12 protein-coding genes and 1 pseudogene are annotated in these 13,038 nt (G+C 73.4%); 4 read left to right on the top strand and 9 right to left on the bottom strand.

The window, feature by feature from the left end; all coding sequences use genetic code 11:
• Window positions 1-197 precede the first annotated feature (197 nt).
• Both ACFWNV_RS36655 and ACFWNV_RS36650 read right to left on the bottom strand, forming a co-directional pair.
• Window positions 198-1,619, bottom strand: a complete 1,422-nt coding sequence (locus ACFWNV_RS36655; protein ID WP_383955668.1) for a beta-xylosidase — start codon at window positions 1,617-1,619, stop codon at window positions 198-200.
• A gap of 108 nt (window positions 1,620-1,727) precedes the next feature.
• Window positions 1,728-2,828: a GlxA family transcriptional regulator gene (locus ACFWNV_RS36650; RefSeq protein WP_383955660.1), complete on the bottom strand. Its 1,101-nt coding sequence runs from the start codon at window positions 2,826-2,828 to the stop codon at window positions 1,728-1,730.
• 71 nt (window positions 2,829-2,899) lie between these two features.
• Here ACFWNV_RS36650 and ACFWNV_RS36645 point away from each other — a divergent pair, with 71 nt between their 5' ends.
• On the top strand, window positions 2,900-4,291 hold the full coding sequence (locus ACFWNV_RS36645) for an MFS transporter (RefSeq protein WP_383955657.1): 1,392 nt from the start codon (window positions 2,900-2,902) through the stop codon (window positions 4,289-4,291).
• Between the two features lie 33 nt (window positions 4,292-4,324).
• Window positions 4,325-4,897: an ankyrin repeat domain-containing protein gene (locus tag ACFWNV_RS36640; protein ID WP_383955654.1), complete on the top strand. Its 573-nt coding sequence runs from the start codon at window positions 4,325-4,327 to the stop codon at window positions 4,895-4,897.
• On the opposite strand, the gene ACFWNV_RS36635 is transcribed toward ACFWNV_RS36640, so the two are convergent.
• The 5 genes from ACFWNV_RS36635 to ACFWNV_RS36615 all read right to left on the bottom strand — a co-directional run bounded on the left by ACFWNV_RS36635 (window position 4,894) and on the right by ACFWNV_RS36615 (window position 8,542).
• Window positions 4,894-5,250 (bottom strand): cytidine deaminase, encoded by a 357-nt coding sequence (locus ACFWNV_RS36635; protein ID WP_383955651.1) that lies wholly within the window; start codon window positions 5,248-5,250, stop codon window positions 4,894-4,896. The two genes, ACFWNV_RS36640 and ACFWNV_RS36635, sit on opposite strands and share 4 nt — an antisense overlap.
• A gap of 293 nt (window positions 5,251-5,543) precedes the next feature.
• Entirely contained in the window at window positions 5,544-5,906 is a 363-nt protein-coding gene (locus ACFWNV_RS36630; RefSeq protein ID WP_383955648.1) for an MmcQ/YjbR family DNA-binding protein, read from the bottom strand.
• A complete protein-coding gene (locus ACFWNV_RS36625) occupies window positions 5,903-7,210 on the bottom strand; it encodes a hemolysin family protein (RefSeq protein WP_383955645.1) in 1,308 nt (435 codons plus the stop codon). Before ACFWNV_RS36625 ends, ACFWNV_RS36630 begins: the two co-directional genes overlap by 4 nt.
• Window positions 7,207-7,704 (bottom strand): rRNA maturation RNase YbeY, encoded by a 498-nt coding sequence (gene ybeY / locus ACFWNV_RS36620; protein WP_266877564.1) that lies wholly within the window; start codon window positions 7,702-7,704, stop codon window positions 7,207-7,209. Before ybeY ends, ACFWNV_RS36625 begins: the two co-directional genes overlap by 4 nt.
• Window positions 7,705-7,717: 13 nt before the next feature.
• Window positions 7,718-8,542, bottom strand: coding sequence for a PhoH family protein (locus ACFWNV_RS36615; RefSeq protein WP_383955665.1), 825 nt, complete (start codon window positions 8,540-8,542; stop codon window positions 7,718-7,720).
• Between the two features lie 517 nt (window positions 8,543-9,059).
• Between ACFWNV_RS36615 and ACFWNV_RS36610 the strand changes: the two genes are divergently transcribed.
• Window positions 9,060-9,209 carry a hypothetical protein gene (locus ACFWNV_RS36610; protein WP_383955663.1) on the top strand — a complete coding sequence of 50 codons (150 nt, stop codon included), beginning with the start codon at window positions 9,060-9,062 and terminating at the stop codon, window positions 9,207-9,209.
• On the opposite strand, the pseudogene ACFWNV_RS36605 reads toward ACFWNV_RS36610, so the two are convergent.
• Window positions 9,167-9,544 (bottom strand): annotated as a pseudogene (locus ACFWNV_RS36605) (PhoH family protein); the annotation flags it as partial. The gene ACFWNV_RS36610 and the pseudogene ACFWNV_RS36605 overlap by 43 nt on opposite strands.
• Before the next feature lie 656 nt (window positions 9,545-10,200).
• Window positions 10,201-11,298 carry a carbohydrate kinase family protein gene (locus ACFWNV_RS36600; protein ID WP_383955642.1) on the bottom strand — a complete coding sequence of 366 codons (1,098 nt, stop codon included), beginning with the start codon at window positions 11,296-11,298 and terminating at the stop codon, window positions 10,201-10,203.
• Between the two features lie 253 nt (window positions 11,299-11,551).
• Here ACFWNV_RS36600 and ACFWNV_RS36595 point away from each other — a divergent pair, with 253 nt between their 5' ends.
• Window positions 11,552-12,988 carry an MFS transporter gene (locus ACFWNV_RS36595; RefSeq protein WP_383955639.1) on the top strand — a complete coding sequence of 479 codons (1,437 nt, stop codon included), beginning with the start codon at window positions 11,552-11,554 and terminating at the stop codon, window positions 12,986-12,988.
• Window positions 12,989-13,038: the final 50 nt, after the last annotated feature.

The raw sequence follows: 13,038 nt of genomic DNA, 5'->3' as shown, positions 1-13,038 counted from the left end.
CGTGCAGACAGCAGCGGCCCAAACCCAGCCCCTCCGGCGTTTGAGGAGCGGGGTCTGGGGCGGAGCCCCAGGGGCTTTCAGCCCGTCCGGCGTTTGAGGACCGGGGTCCGGGGCCGGGCCCCGGGGAACGGGCGAAGGGCGGGGCGGGGAGACGGCCCCGCGCAGCGGAACAGGCGCGGCGGAGCGGCCGGGCCGGGTCACGACAGGGTCAGCGTCAGCACCGCCGTGTAGGCGCCGGGCGGGGTGTACGGGGGCACCTGGAGGGTGACGCCCGCGTCCACGGTGAAGGTGCCTCCGACGAGCGCGGCGTCTCCGGTGGAGGCCAGGACCGCCCCGTCCGGCCCGACGGTGCCCGCGCTCCCCGGGACGCACGCGCTGGGGCTGCCGGGCGCGGCCGTACACGTCGGGGTCCAGCTCAGGGAGGCGCCCGGGATGCGGAGTCCGCCGGAGCCGGTGAAATCGGTGACCTTGCCGATCAGGGACCACCCGGCCGGCCCGCCGCGGGCGTCCTTCACGGTGACGGTGCCGATCCGGCCGGCCGCCGCGCCGCCGTCCCCGTACGGGACCGCGGCCAGGGTCACGGCGTCGCCCTCCTGGGTCATGCCGAGCTCGCCCGGCTGGACGACGGCCGTCACCGTCTGGCTGCCCGCCGGCAGCGGGGCGGCGGTGATCACGGTGTACGCGGCCGGGCCGGAGCCCCGCTCCGGGGTCCAGACGGCGCCCTCGTAGGCCACGACGGCGGTGGTCGCCCGGTCCGTGACCGGCAGCTCCGCGAGGACCACGCCGAGCTCGTCCGCCTTCGCGGTGACCCGGTCGGCGGTCTCCGCCGTACCCGCCCGGCCGGCCACGGTGACCTGGGCTCCGGGGACGAACCCGGCTCCGGTGACCTTGACCTTGGCGCCGGGACCGCCCGCGGCCGTGCCGAGCGCGACGGCGCGCAGGTTGGCCGTCGGGAGCGGGCTCGCGGTGATCCGCTGCGCCACCGGGGCTCCGCCGGGGAGCGGCAGCGGCAGCGGCCCCGGAGACGACGGGTCCGACGGGGCAGGCACCACAGGCACGGAAGCGGAAGCGGAAGCGGAAGCCGATACGGAGGGCTTCGGGCTCGGATCCGGTCCCGGCGCCGCGCCCCCGGCGACCGCGCACACGGTGTCGAGTTCGAGCAGATGGCCGGTGTGCAGGGTGTAGCCGCCCGGGGCCAGGGTGATCTCGCCGGGAGCGGTGACGGTGAAGGTGCCGGTCATGGTGACGGCGGGCAGCACCCCGCCCGCCTCGACGGGGTCGTTGCGCTTGGCTCCGACGACGGTGACCTCGCCCTGCTGCGCGCCGCCGAGGACGATCCGCCCGGTCGGGGTGAGGACGTCGCCGGGCAGCGCCACGGAGAGCGGGTTCAGGGCGGGGGTCCGGGCCACCTGGTAGGTGACGGTGACGGTGTCGCCCACGCGCGGGGCCGCATCGTCCACGGTGACCCGGGCGGTGGTGGGCCCGTCGGCCGGCGGCAGTCCGGCTTCCTGCGGAGGCAGGCAGTGCGTGGGGAACTCGACCTGCCCCGGCGGCGTCTCCCCCTCCGCGGCGGCGGGTGTGCTCAGCGCGCCCCCGGTCGCCGCGGCCAGTACCGCCATGCCGACGGCCGCCGACCATCCTCTGTGCCGCGCCGATGTCCGCACTGACCGCCCCCTGGGATCCCGTACCCCGCCAGGGGGCCATTCACGAGCGGGCGGGGGGATAAGTCAATGCACGGACCCGGCAACAACTGATGTCCCATCAGGAGATGGCAGGATGATGCCGGATGCGATGCCTGGCGCGGTACCGGACACGACGCCCGCCGCGGTACCCGGCACCGTGGCGCGGAAGGTCCGCCGGTAGGCCGTCGGGCTCACGCCGAGCGCCGCCTGGACGTGCTTGCGCAGGGACTGCGCCGTCCCGAAGCCCGCTTCCCGGGCCACGTGTTCCATGGGCAGGTCGGTCTGCTCCAGCAGCGCCCGGGCCCGCTCCACCCGCTGCCCGACGATCCATTCGCCCGGGCTGAGCCCCGACTCCTCGCGGAACCTGCGCGTGAAGGTCCGTACGGACATCGCCTCCTGCCGGGCCAGGTCCGTCAGCCGCAGCGGTTCGTGCAGCCGGTCCAGGACCCAGGCGCGGGCCGCGGTGGTGGCCGACCGCTGCGGCTGCGGCACCGGCCGCTCGATGAACTGCGCCTGCCCGCCCTCGCGGTGCGGGGGTACGACGGTGCGCCGGGCCACGTCGTTGGCGACGGCCGCGCCGTGGTCGCGGCGCACGATGTGCAGGCACAGGTCGATCCCGGCGGCGACTCCGGCGGAGGTGAGCACGTCCCCGTCGTCGGTGTAGAGCACGTCCGGGTCGACCAGTACGGCCGGGAAGGTGTCCTGGAAGTGCGCGGCGGCGGACCAGTGGGTGGTGGCCCGGCGGCCGTCCAGGAACCCGGCGGCGGCGAGGACGTACCCGCCCGTGCAGATGGAGACGAGCCGGGTGCCGGGCCTGATGTGCGCGAGGGCGGCGGCGAGTTCGGGGGTGAGCAGGCCTTCCGAGTGGACCGGGCCCAGCTCGTAGGAGGCGGGCACCACCACCGTGTCGGCCGTGGCCAGCAGCTCGGGACCGTGCTCGACGTGGACGTCGAAGTCGGCGTCCGTGGGGACCCGGCCGGGGGCGAGCCCGCAGGTGAGGATCTCGTACAGCGGCCACCCCGTGGCGGGATCCTTCGCCCGCCCGAAGATCCGGTGGGGGATCCCGAGCTCGAAGGGCAGCAGCCCGTCGAGGGCGAGTACGACGACACGGTGGACACGGTGGACTCGGTGCGCACGGGGCTCCATGGCCCGATCATATCGAAGCATGTCGGTCAGGCCACTGTCGTACGGGGCCCCGGCGGCCGGAAACTATCGGCGTGACGCAGACAGAACCGGGCCCCGGCCCCTCCCCCGCACCGAAGCCCGCCTCCGGCCGGGCGCCCGGTACCGCCCCCACGGACGGCGCACCTCACCCCGCCCACCCCGTCCAGCCCGCCCACCCCGTCCAGCCCGGACTCCGCGTCCACCGCATCCACCGCGCCTGGTTCGTCGCGGCCGTCGCCTTCGTGACGATCATCGGCGCGGCCGCCTTCGCCTCGCTCCCCGGCCTGCTCATCGAGCCGCTGCACGAGGAGTTCGACTGGTCCCGGGGCACGATCGGCCTCGCCGTCTCCGTGAACCTCGCGCTGTACGGGATCACCGCGCCGTTCGCCGCCGCGCTGATGGACCGCTTCGGCATCCGCAGGGTCGTCGCCCTCGCGCTGACCGTCATAGCCGCCGGCTCGGTGGCCACGGTGTGGATGACCACCGCCTGGCAACTGATCCTCTACTGGGGCGTCCTGGTGGGGCTGGGCAGCGGCTCCATGGCCCTGGCCTTCGCCGCTACGGTGACCAACCGCTGGTTCGTCGCCCGGCGCGGCCTGGTCACCGGCATCCTGACCGCCGCCGGGGCCTCCGGCCAGCTGATCTTCCTGCCGCTGCTGGCCTGGATGGTCGAGAACCACGGCTGGCGCCCCGCCGCGGTCACCGTCTCGCTGGCGGCGCTGGCCGTCGTGCCCTTCGTCTGGCTGCTGCTGCGCGACCACCCCGCGGACATCGGGACCACCCCCTACGGAGGCCCGTACACGGCCAAGCCGGCACCCGTCCCCGGCGCCGCCCGCCGGGCCCTGGGGGTCCTGGCCAAGGCGGCCCGGACCGGCCCCTTCTGGCTGCTGGCGGGCACCTTCGCGATCTGCGGGGCCTCGACCAACGGGCTGGTGAAAACGCACTTCGTGCCCTCGGCCCACGAACACGGCATGCCGGTGACGGCGGCGGCCGGACTCCTCGCCGTGATCGGCGTGTTCGACGTGATCGGCACGGTGTTCTCCGGCTGGCTGACGGACCGCTTCGAATCGCGCCGCCTCCTCGCCGTCTACTACGCCCTGCGCGGGATCTCGCTGCTCTTCCTCCCGATGCTGCTGGCCCCGACCGTGCACCCGCCGATGGTGTTCTTCATCGTCTTCTACGGCCTGGACTGGGTCGCGACGGTCCCGCCCACGATCGCCCTGTGCCGCGAGCACTACGGGGAGGACGGGGCCATCGTCTTCGGCTGGGTCCTGGCCTCGCACCAGATCGGCGCCGCGGTGGTGGCCTTCCTCGGCGGGCTGGCCCGCGACGCCTTCGGCTCGTACGACCCCGTCTGGTACGCCTCGGGCGCCCTGTGCGCGATGGCCGCCCTGATGGCGATGGTCATCCGCCGCCGGACCACGGCCGAGCCCGCCGCGGCCTGACGCCCCCTCCGATCCGGCTGCCAGGATGGGCCGGTGGACGATACGGGCGGGACAGCGGCAGCGACCGAGGCGGACGATCCGGATCGGACAGCGGCGGCGGACGAGCTGGTACGGGCGGCGCGCGCCGGGGACGAGGCGACGGTCTCGCGGCTGCTGAGCCGGGGCGTCGCCGCTGACGCGCGGAACGCCGAAGGGTGCACGGGGCTGTACCTCGCCGTGCACGAGGGCCGGGACGGCACGGTACGCATGCTGCTCGCGGCGGGCGCGGATCCCGAGCAGGTCACGGGCCCCTACGCGGAGGAGCTCCCGCTGGTCCAGGCGGCCTCCGAGGGCCGGCTTTCCCTCGTGCGGCAGCTGCTCGCGGCGGGCGCCGGACCCGACCGCCCCAACCGGCTGCGCGCCACCCCGCTGGGCAGGGCCGCGTTCCAGGGGTACACGGACATCGCCCGGGTCCTGCTGGAACACGGAGCGGATCCGCACCTCCGCTGGCGGGACAGGACCCCGCTGGAGTGGGCGGAACGCAAGGGGCGCACCGAAACCGCGGAGTTCCTGCGCACCTGGGCCGCCGGGCCGGAGGGCCGCGACGGCCCGGGGGTGACGGCCTAGGCTCCGGCCGGGGTGCTCGACTTCAGGGTGCCGTCCGGGCCCGCCAGGAGGACCGGGGTCTGCGGGCCGCCGAGGTCACGGACCGCCGCGCGGTCGGCGTCGGAGGGGGCATCCGCCGCGCTGACCACGGCCGCCGCTTCGAGGGACTGGGCGCCGCTGGCCACGGCCATCGCGACGGCCGTCTGGAGCGCGCTCAGCTTCAGGGAGTCCAGGGCCACGGTTCCGGCGACGTACGTACGGCCGGTCTCGTCCCGGACCGCCGCCCCCTCGGGCACGCCGTTGCGGGCCCGGGCGCTGCGCGCCAACGTGATGATCTTGGTGTCTTCGGGGTCGATCCCGGTGCTGTCGGTCATAGCCCGAAGCATATGGAGCGCGTCGGCGGGGCCGCACGACGGCCCCGCTGACGCGCTCTCCCCTCCACCCCCGGTGTCCCCCCGGGATCTTGGTGGCGCAGGGATAAAACTAAGCGCTGCGTAAGCAGCCGTCCGGCCCCGAAGGTCCCCTGATTGATGACCTTGGACCCCTCCCGGATTCCGCACAGGGAAACGCGGGGGAACGCAGGAGAACGCAGGGGAACGCAGGGGAACGCAGGGGAACGCCGGCACACCGAACCCCGGGGAACCCCGGGGCGCCGCGCCTCACCGGCCTACGGCCGGTCGAGCCGCAGCCGCTCCGCCCTCGGCAGGCCCGCGACCACCAGGTCGTACGAGTCCTCGACCAGCTCCCGGAGCAGCGCGTCGGGCAGCGCGCCCGGCCCGCCCGCGGTCACCGTGTTCCAGTGCCGCTTGTTCATGTGCCAGCCCGGCACGATCGCCTCGTGCTCCGCCCGCAGCCGCACCGCCTGCTCGGGATCGCACTTGAGGTTGACCTTCAGCGGGTCGCCGTCCAGCGCGCTCAGCGCGAACACCTTCCCCAGCACCTTGAACACCGAGGTCTCCGGGGTGAAGGGAAACTCCTCCACGGCCGCGTTGAACCCCAGGCAGAACGCGCGCAGCTGCGCCGGCGTCACTCCGTCTCCCCGTCCTGCTCCTCCACCGGAGCCACCGGCTCCACCAACACGGTCACGATCTTGTTGCGTCGTCCCGCCGGGGACTCCGCCGTCAGCCGCAGCGGCCGCCCGTCCGGCAGGTCCACCACCGCCGAGGCACCGGCGATCGGGACCCGGCCCAGCGCCTTGGCGAGCAGTCCGCCGACCGTCTCCACGTCCTCGTCGTCGAAGGAGTCCACCTTGAACAGTTCACCGAGATCGGTGATGTCCAGGCGTGCGGTGACCCGGTAGCGGTCCCCGCCCAGCTCCTCGACCGGCGGGAGCTCCCGGTCGTACTCGTCGGTGATCTCGCCGACGATCTCTTCGAGGATGTCCTCGATGGTGACGATGCCTGCGGTGCCGCCGTACTCGTCGATGACGACCGCCACGTGGTTGCGCACCGACTGCATCTCGCGCAGCAGGTCGCCCGCGTTCTTGGTGTCCGGCACGAACACCGCGGGCCTTATCGCCGTGGAGACCAGGTCGCTCTCCGCGTCCCGGCTGATGTGCGTCTTGCGGACCAGGTCCTTCAGGTACACGATGCCGACGATGTCGTCCTCGTTCTCCCCGGTCACCGGGATCCGCGAGAAGCCGGACCGCAGCGCGAGCGTGGTCGCCTGACGGACCGTCTTGTACCGCTCGATGCAGACCAGATCGGTGCGCGGCACCATGACCTCGCGCACGAGGGTGTCGCCCAGTTCGAAGACCTGGTGCACCATGCGGCGCTCGTCGTCCTCGATCAGGGATTCCTTCTCCGCCAGGTCGACCATCGCGCGCAGTTCCGCCTCGGAGGCGAAGGGCCCCTTGCGGAAGCCCTTGCCGGGGGTGAGCGCGTTGCCGAGGAGGATCAGCAGTTGCGGGACCGGCCCCATGATCCGGGCGAGCGGGACGAGCACGTAGGACGCGGCCGTGGCCGTGTTCAGCGGGTGCTGCCGGCCGATGGTGCGCGGGGACACCCCGACCGCCACGTAGGACACGAGCACCATCACGGCGATGGCCACGAGCAGCGCGGTCCAGTTCTCCCCGAACTCGTCGAGGCAGACGTACGTGACGAGCACGCCCGCCGCCATCTCGCAGGTGACCCGGACGAGCAGGGCGACATTGACGTAGCGGGTGGGGTCGCCGGCGACCTGGGCCAGCTTCGCGCTGCCGCGCCGGCCCTCCCGTACGGCCTGCTCGGCGCGGAAGGCGGAGATCCGGGCGATCCCGGACTCGGCGCACGCGGCGAACCAGGCCACCACGACGAGCAGGACGGCGCCGGTGATCAGCTGGAGATCACCGGTCATGAGACGGTCGGGGCCGGGGACGGACCGGTCACGCCGTTCTCGCCGCGCCAGCCGTCGACGATGGCCGCCTGGAGGCCGAACATCTCGGCCTTCTCGTCCGGCTCCTCGTGGTCGTACCCGAGCAGGTGCAGCACCCCGTGGACCGTCAGGAGCTGGAGCTCCTCGTCCATGGAGTGCTGCGTCGGCGCGTCCTCGCCCTGCTTCTTGGCGACCTCGGGGCAGAGCACGATGTCACCGAGGAGCCCCTGCGGGGGCTCCTCCTCGTCCTTCTTCGGCGGACGCAGCTCGTCCATCGGGAAGGACATGACGTCGGTGGGTCCGGGCAGGTCCATCCACTGGATGTGGAGCTGCTCCATGGCGTCCTCGTCGACGACGATGACGGAGAGCTCCGAGAGCGGGTGGATCCGCATCCGGGCGAGTGCGTAGCGTGCGATGTCGAGGATCGCCCGCTCGTCGACCTCGGTTCCGGACTCGTTGTTGACGTCGATCGACATGGTGCGCTGGTTTCTACTTCCGCTGGAAGCCGTTCCGCGACTGCTTCGCGTCCTGGCTGTCGTCGTACTTCTCGTACGCGTCGACGATACGGCCGACCAGCTTGTGCCGGACGACATCCTCGGACGTGAGCCGCGAGAAGGCGATGTCCGGAACGCCTTCGAGGATGTCCTGCACCTGCCGCAGACCGCTCTTGGAGCCGCCCGGGAGGTCGACCTGGGTCACGTCGCCGGTGACGACGATCTTCGAGTCGAACCCGAGGCGGGTCAGGAACATCTTCATCTGCTCGGGGGTGGTGTTCTGCGCCTCGTCGAGGACGACGAACGCCTCGTTGAGCGTGTTGTGCGTCAGCAGGTAGTCCTGCGTGACGTACAGCGAGTCCTCGGCGGCGACCTGGATGCAGACCGCCTCCTCGCGGCCCGCGGGCTCGATGGAGTCGATGAACCGCATCGGACGACCGCCGCCGCCTGCCGCGTGGTAGGCGTCCCGCTTGCGGGCGAGGCGGAAGGGCTCGATGTCCTCGGGGAGGCCGATGTCGACGACGTGGGAGTCGTACCGGTGAGCGGCCAGGGCCGTGCCCTGCTGGCGGCCCTCAGCTGCACTCCGCGTGTAGGCCACGCCACCGAGCGACTGGACCAGGGCGATCACGTCGTCCCGCAGGACGGTCGATGCGGTGGAGTACTGGATCCGGCAGGTGCGGTCCTGCTGAGTGACGGGTCCCCCATCGGAGTCGAGCAGTCCTTGGAGCGTCGCGAGACGGACCTCGGCGGTGTTGAACAGGTAGTCGTCCGGAACGGACTTGGAGTGCGAGCGACCACCCAGCAGATCGAGCTCGCGCATGACCCGGGTGACGGGATTCTCCAGGGTGACCACGTCACCGGGTGACTTCACCCTGTTCAGGACATAGTCGGGACCGCCTCGGTGTCGTGCGGTGACACCAGGAAGAGCTGCTTCGAGGGCGTGGACGAGTTCCTCGTCCTCCGTGGCGAAAGAAGGCGTGGTCGAACCGGTGAGGCAACCGTCGCCGAGGAGCAGACCCAGCGCGTACGGATCCATCGGGACCTCCCGCTCCGGGAAGGCCACGGGCGCTGTGAGCATCGGCAACTCGTAGCGGCGGGCATGTGCCGCGCCGAGGTTGCCGATCATCTCCTTGGTCTCCAGGACCCTCCACGGCTGGTCGCGCCGCTTGTCCGAGGCCGTACGGACCGTCCACAGGTGCTCGCCACAGCACAGGGTCCAGGACCCGTCCTGGGCTGTGAGGCGGTAGATGTCCTTCTCGCCCTGCGGGTAGACACCGAGGACCGGGGTCGGCTCGCCGTTCGATCCGACGACGAGGTCACCGACCTGGAGGTCCCCGATGGGCCGCCAGCCGTCCGGCGTCAGAACCTTCGTGAACCGCGGGTGCGCTCGACCCCTCATGTACGCCAGGGGCGCCACCTCGATCGTCCCCGCCGCCATCAGCCGCGGGATCGAGTCCGGGTCGATCATGTCGTGCAGGGCGTCGTAGAGCGGCCGCAGGTACGGGTCGATCTTGTCGAAGAGGGTGCCGGGGAGGAATCCCAGGCGCTCGCCCGCCTCGACCGCGGGGCGGGTCAGGATGATCCGGCTGACCTGCTTGGACTGCAGGGCCTGCACCGCCTTGGCCATGGCGAGGTAGGTCTTGCCGGTACCGGCGGGGCCGATGCCGAAGACGATCGTGTGCTTGTCGATCGCGTCGACGTACCGCTTCTGGTTGAGCGTCTTGGGGCGGATGGTGCGGCCGCGGCTGGAGAGGATGTTCTGGGTGAGCACCTCGGCCGGCGTCTCGTCCGGTCCTTCCCCGTTGCCGCTCGACTTGAGCATGGCGATCGACCGTTCCACGGCGTCCTCCGTCATCGGCTGCCCGGTGCGGAGCACCAGCATCATCTCGTCGAACAGGCGCTGGATCAGAGCGACTTCCGCCGCCGCGCCGATCGCGCTGACCTGATTGCCCCGAACATGGATGTCGGCCCTCGGGAAGGCCTTCTCGATCACGCGCAACAGGGCGTCACCCGAGCCGAGGACGGACACCATCGGATGGGTGGCCGGTACGGAGAAGTGGGCTCGCGCCTGCCCCGGCGCGGGGCTCTTGGCTGTCGGTGTCTGAGTCATGGGCCGGCACTGTGGCCTGCGCATACCTCCCACTGAGGGGCCGCGCCGATCGACGGCCACCGGACTTCCAAGCCTACGTCGCCACCCCGCCATCCCCGAGGGGTTTTACGGCGTCCCCTACGGGGGCCTGGCCGCCGGGCCCAAACCAGCCCCTCCGGCGTTTGAGGAGCGGGGGCCCGGGGGCTGACCCCCGGCAACGACTCCGCACCCGACCACCGGCCCAAACCCAGCCTCTCCGGCGCTTGAGGAGCGGGGGCCCGGGGGCTGGCCCCCGGCAACGACGCCGCACCCGGCCGGCCCACCCGGGGCATCGGGGCCGGGGGCGCGGCCCCGCAAACCCCCGCCCGCGTTCCCCGGCCGGCCAGGCCCTACGCCGACTGCCGGAAGCCGATCGTCGGAACCGCGCGGCGGCGACTCGCCGGGGCGGCGGCTCGCGGGACGAGGTCGTCGAGGAAGCCGTACCGGGCGCGCAGGGCCTCCGGGGCGGTGCGCCACCAGTGGGCCACCTCCGGCCAGCCGGGGGCCGACAGCGAGCCGCCGAACTCCTGCACCGACAGGGCCGCCGTCAGGCCCGCGAAGGCGAGCCGGTCGGCGAGGGGCCACTCGGCGAGGGTGCCGGTCAGGAAGCCCGCCACGTACACGTCGCCCGCCCCGGTCGGATCCAGCGCGTCGACGGCGATCGCGGGGACCTCGGCCGTCTCCCCGGTCCGCCCGTCCACCGCGTACGAACCCTCCGCGCCCATGGTCACCACCGCGATCGGCACCTTCTCCGCCAGCGCCCGGGCCGCCGCGCGCGGGCAGTCGGTGCGCGTGTAGGCCATCGCCTCCCCCGCGTTGGGCAGGAAGGCCTCGCAGTGCTCCAGGTCGGCGAGCGCCCCCAGGTCCCAGCGTCCGCTGTCGTCCCAGCCGACGTCGGCGAAGACCCGGGCCCCGCGCCGGGCCGCCTCGGCGACCCAGGCCTCGCCGCCGCCCGGGCCGAGCGAGGCCACGGCCGCGCGGGCGCGGGGCGGGCACTGGGGGAACGGGCCGGGGTCCGCCGGGAGGGGGGCCTCGTGGCCGTGGGAGACCATCGTGCGCTCGCCCTCGTACGCCATCGAGACGGTGACGGGGCTGTGCCAGCCGGGCACGGTCCGCGACATCGACAGGTCGATGCCCTCGCCCTGTTCGAGCGCGTCCCAGCAGTACTCCCCGTAGTGGTCGTCCCCGAAGGCGGCGGCCAGGGAGGTGCGCAGGCCGAGCCGGGCGAGGGCGGTGGCCATGTTGGCGACGCCGCCGGGGCTGGAACCCATGCCGCGCGCCCAGGACTCCGTGCCGCGCACGGGGGCCGAGTCGAGGCCGGTGAAGATGATGTCGAGGAAGACCGTGCCCGTCAGAAAGACGTCACAGCCCGGTTCTTGGGGATCGCGCAGCGGACCGAGTGGGTCCACGGCGGAGTCGAGGCTGTCCCGGCTGCTGCGACTGGTCACGTTGTACTCCCCGTTCGGTTCGGTGCGCGTTCTGATCTTGGCGGGTCGTTTCTTCACTGGGCCTCGCGATCGGACTTCCCTATGGGGTTCAACCCGCGTCCGCCGTCAGGCCCTCCCTCTCGGGCGGGTCCGGAATACAGTGTGACGCAGATCACCGCCCGAACGCCCTTCTCCGGATATCGGGGCGCTTGATAGATATGAGCCCCGCGCTCTTGCGGAATCTCACGCTCCACCTGCACATCCTGGATCACCCGTGCCCGACCGCACCCCCGCGCCGCCCGCCGCCTGGCCGCTCGTCGCGCTCTTCACCTCCGGTTACGTCGCCCCGTACCTGCTGCCGACCGTCGTCGGCCGGCTCGACGCGCACCTCCCGCTGAGCCCCGCGCAGGCCGGTCTGATCGGCTCCGTCCTGCTGCTCGGCTCGGCCGCCGCCGGATTCACCCTCGCCTCCCGCATCCCGCGGCACGGCCCGCGTCCGCTGGCCCGGCTCGGTCTGCTGCTCGCCGTCCTCGGCTACGGCACGGCGGCCGCCACCGCGCAGCTCCCCCTCGTCGTCGCGGGCGCCGTCCTCGGCGGCTTCGGCTCGGGCACGGCCACCGCCGTGGCCGCCTCCGGCATCGCCGCGCAGCGCGACCCGCACCGGACCTCCGCGCTGGGGCTGCTGTCGGTGTCGGCCACGGCCGGGGCCCTGTACCTGACCCTGCCGCGGCTCGGCGGCGGGCACGGACTGCCGTTCGCGGCGATCGCCCTGGTCGCGCTGGTGTGCTGGCCCGCGACCCGGCACCTGTCCGGGGCCGACCGCACGGGCCGCACGGACACCACGGATGCCACGGACCCGGCGGACACGGCCGACGGCACCGGCCGGGCCGTACGGGCCGTACGGGCCTCCGGGCGGCTGCCCTACCCGCGCGCCGGGATGGTCCTCGCCGGAGCCCTGATGCTGTGGTCGCTGGCCCAGAACGCCCTGTGGGGCGTCAGCGGCCGCATCGGCGCACAGCAGGCGGGCCTGTCCGAGGTCACCCTCGGGATCGTCTTCGCGGCCGCGCTCGGCGCCGGGCTGCTCGGGGTCACCGCCGCCTCCGCGCTCGGGGCCCGGCTCGGGCGGGCGGTCCCGGTGGGCGTGGGCACCGCGGTCATCGCCTGCTGCGTGGTGCTGGCCTCGCACGCGCGGGACCTCGGCTCCTTCGCCGCCGGGGAGATCCTGTGGAACGCGGTCTACCCCGTCGTGCTCTCCTACGCCATCGGCCTCGCCGCCGCCCTCGACCCGCGCGGCCGCTGGGCCGTCCTGGTCGGTTCCGCATCCTCCCTCGGGGTGGCCTGCGGGCCCGTCACCGGGAGCCTGCTCGCCGAGGGCGCGGGGTTCCCCGGCATGGGCCTGGTCCTCGGGGCCCTGCTGCTGGCGGTGGCCGGGCCGATGGCCGGGGTCGCCCTGCACGTCGGCGGACGCCCGCTGACCCCCGGCTCCGTGCGGCGCCGCGGTGGGGCGCCGGCGGCCGTGCTCGCCGCCGGGGCGGGTTCGGCCGCCGGGTCGGTGCCGCGGGTCGGTGCGCAGGAGCTGGAGGTCGTGGAGCTCGCGCCCCTCCGGGCCCGGCCGCTGCGGCTGCCGCCGCTCCGCGTCCTGCTGCTCTCCCCGGCAGCAGCCCGCCGGGACCGCGAGCGCCCCCGCAAGCGCATCCGCACCGGCGTCTAGGTCCCCGACCCGCCCTTCCACCGTTCCCCGGGGGCCAGCCCCCGGACCCC

The organism is Streptomyces sp. NPDC058401 (assembly GCF_042722885.1).
GTDB lineage: Bacteria > Actinomycetota > Actinomycetes > Streptomycetales > Streptomycetaceae > Streptomyces.
This window is presented reverse-complemented; position numbering and strand designations above follow the sequence as displayed.

Excerpts from the sequence above, each read along its gene's own strand:
- ACFWNV_RS36655 (WP_383955668.1), bottom strand. The coding sequence starts at position 1,619 with ATGGCGGTACTGGCCGCGGCGACCGGGGGCGCGCTGAGCACACCCGCC.
- ACFWNV_RS36650 (WP_383955660.1), bottom strand. The coding sequence starts at position 2,828 with ATGGAGCCCCGTGCGCACCGAGTCCACCGTGTCCACCGTGTCGTCGTA.
- ACFWNV_RS36635 (WP_383955651.1), bottom strand. The coding sequence starts at position 5,250 with ATGACCGACAGCACCGGGATCGACCCCGAAGACACCAAGATCATCACG.
- ACFWNV_RS36625 (WP_383955645.1), bottom strand. The coding sequence starts at position 7,210 with ATGACCGGTGATCTCCAGCTGATCACCGGCGCCGTCCTGCTCGTCGTG.
- ybeY (WP_266877564.1), bottom strand. The coding sequence starts at position 7,704 with ATGTCGATCGACGTCAACAACGAGTCCGGAACCGAGGTCGACGAGCGG.
- ACFWNV_RS36615 (WP_383955665.1), bottom strand. The coding sequence starts at position 8,542 with ATGCGCGAGCTCGATCTGCTGGGTGGTCGCTCGCACTCCAAGTCCGTT.
- ACFWNV_RS36610 (WP_383955663.1), top strand. The coding sequence starts at position 9,060 with ATGGGCCGCCAGCCGTCCGGCGTCAGAACCTTCGTGAACCGCGGGTGC.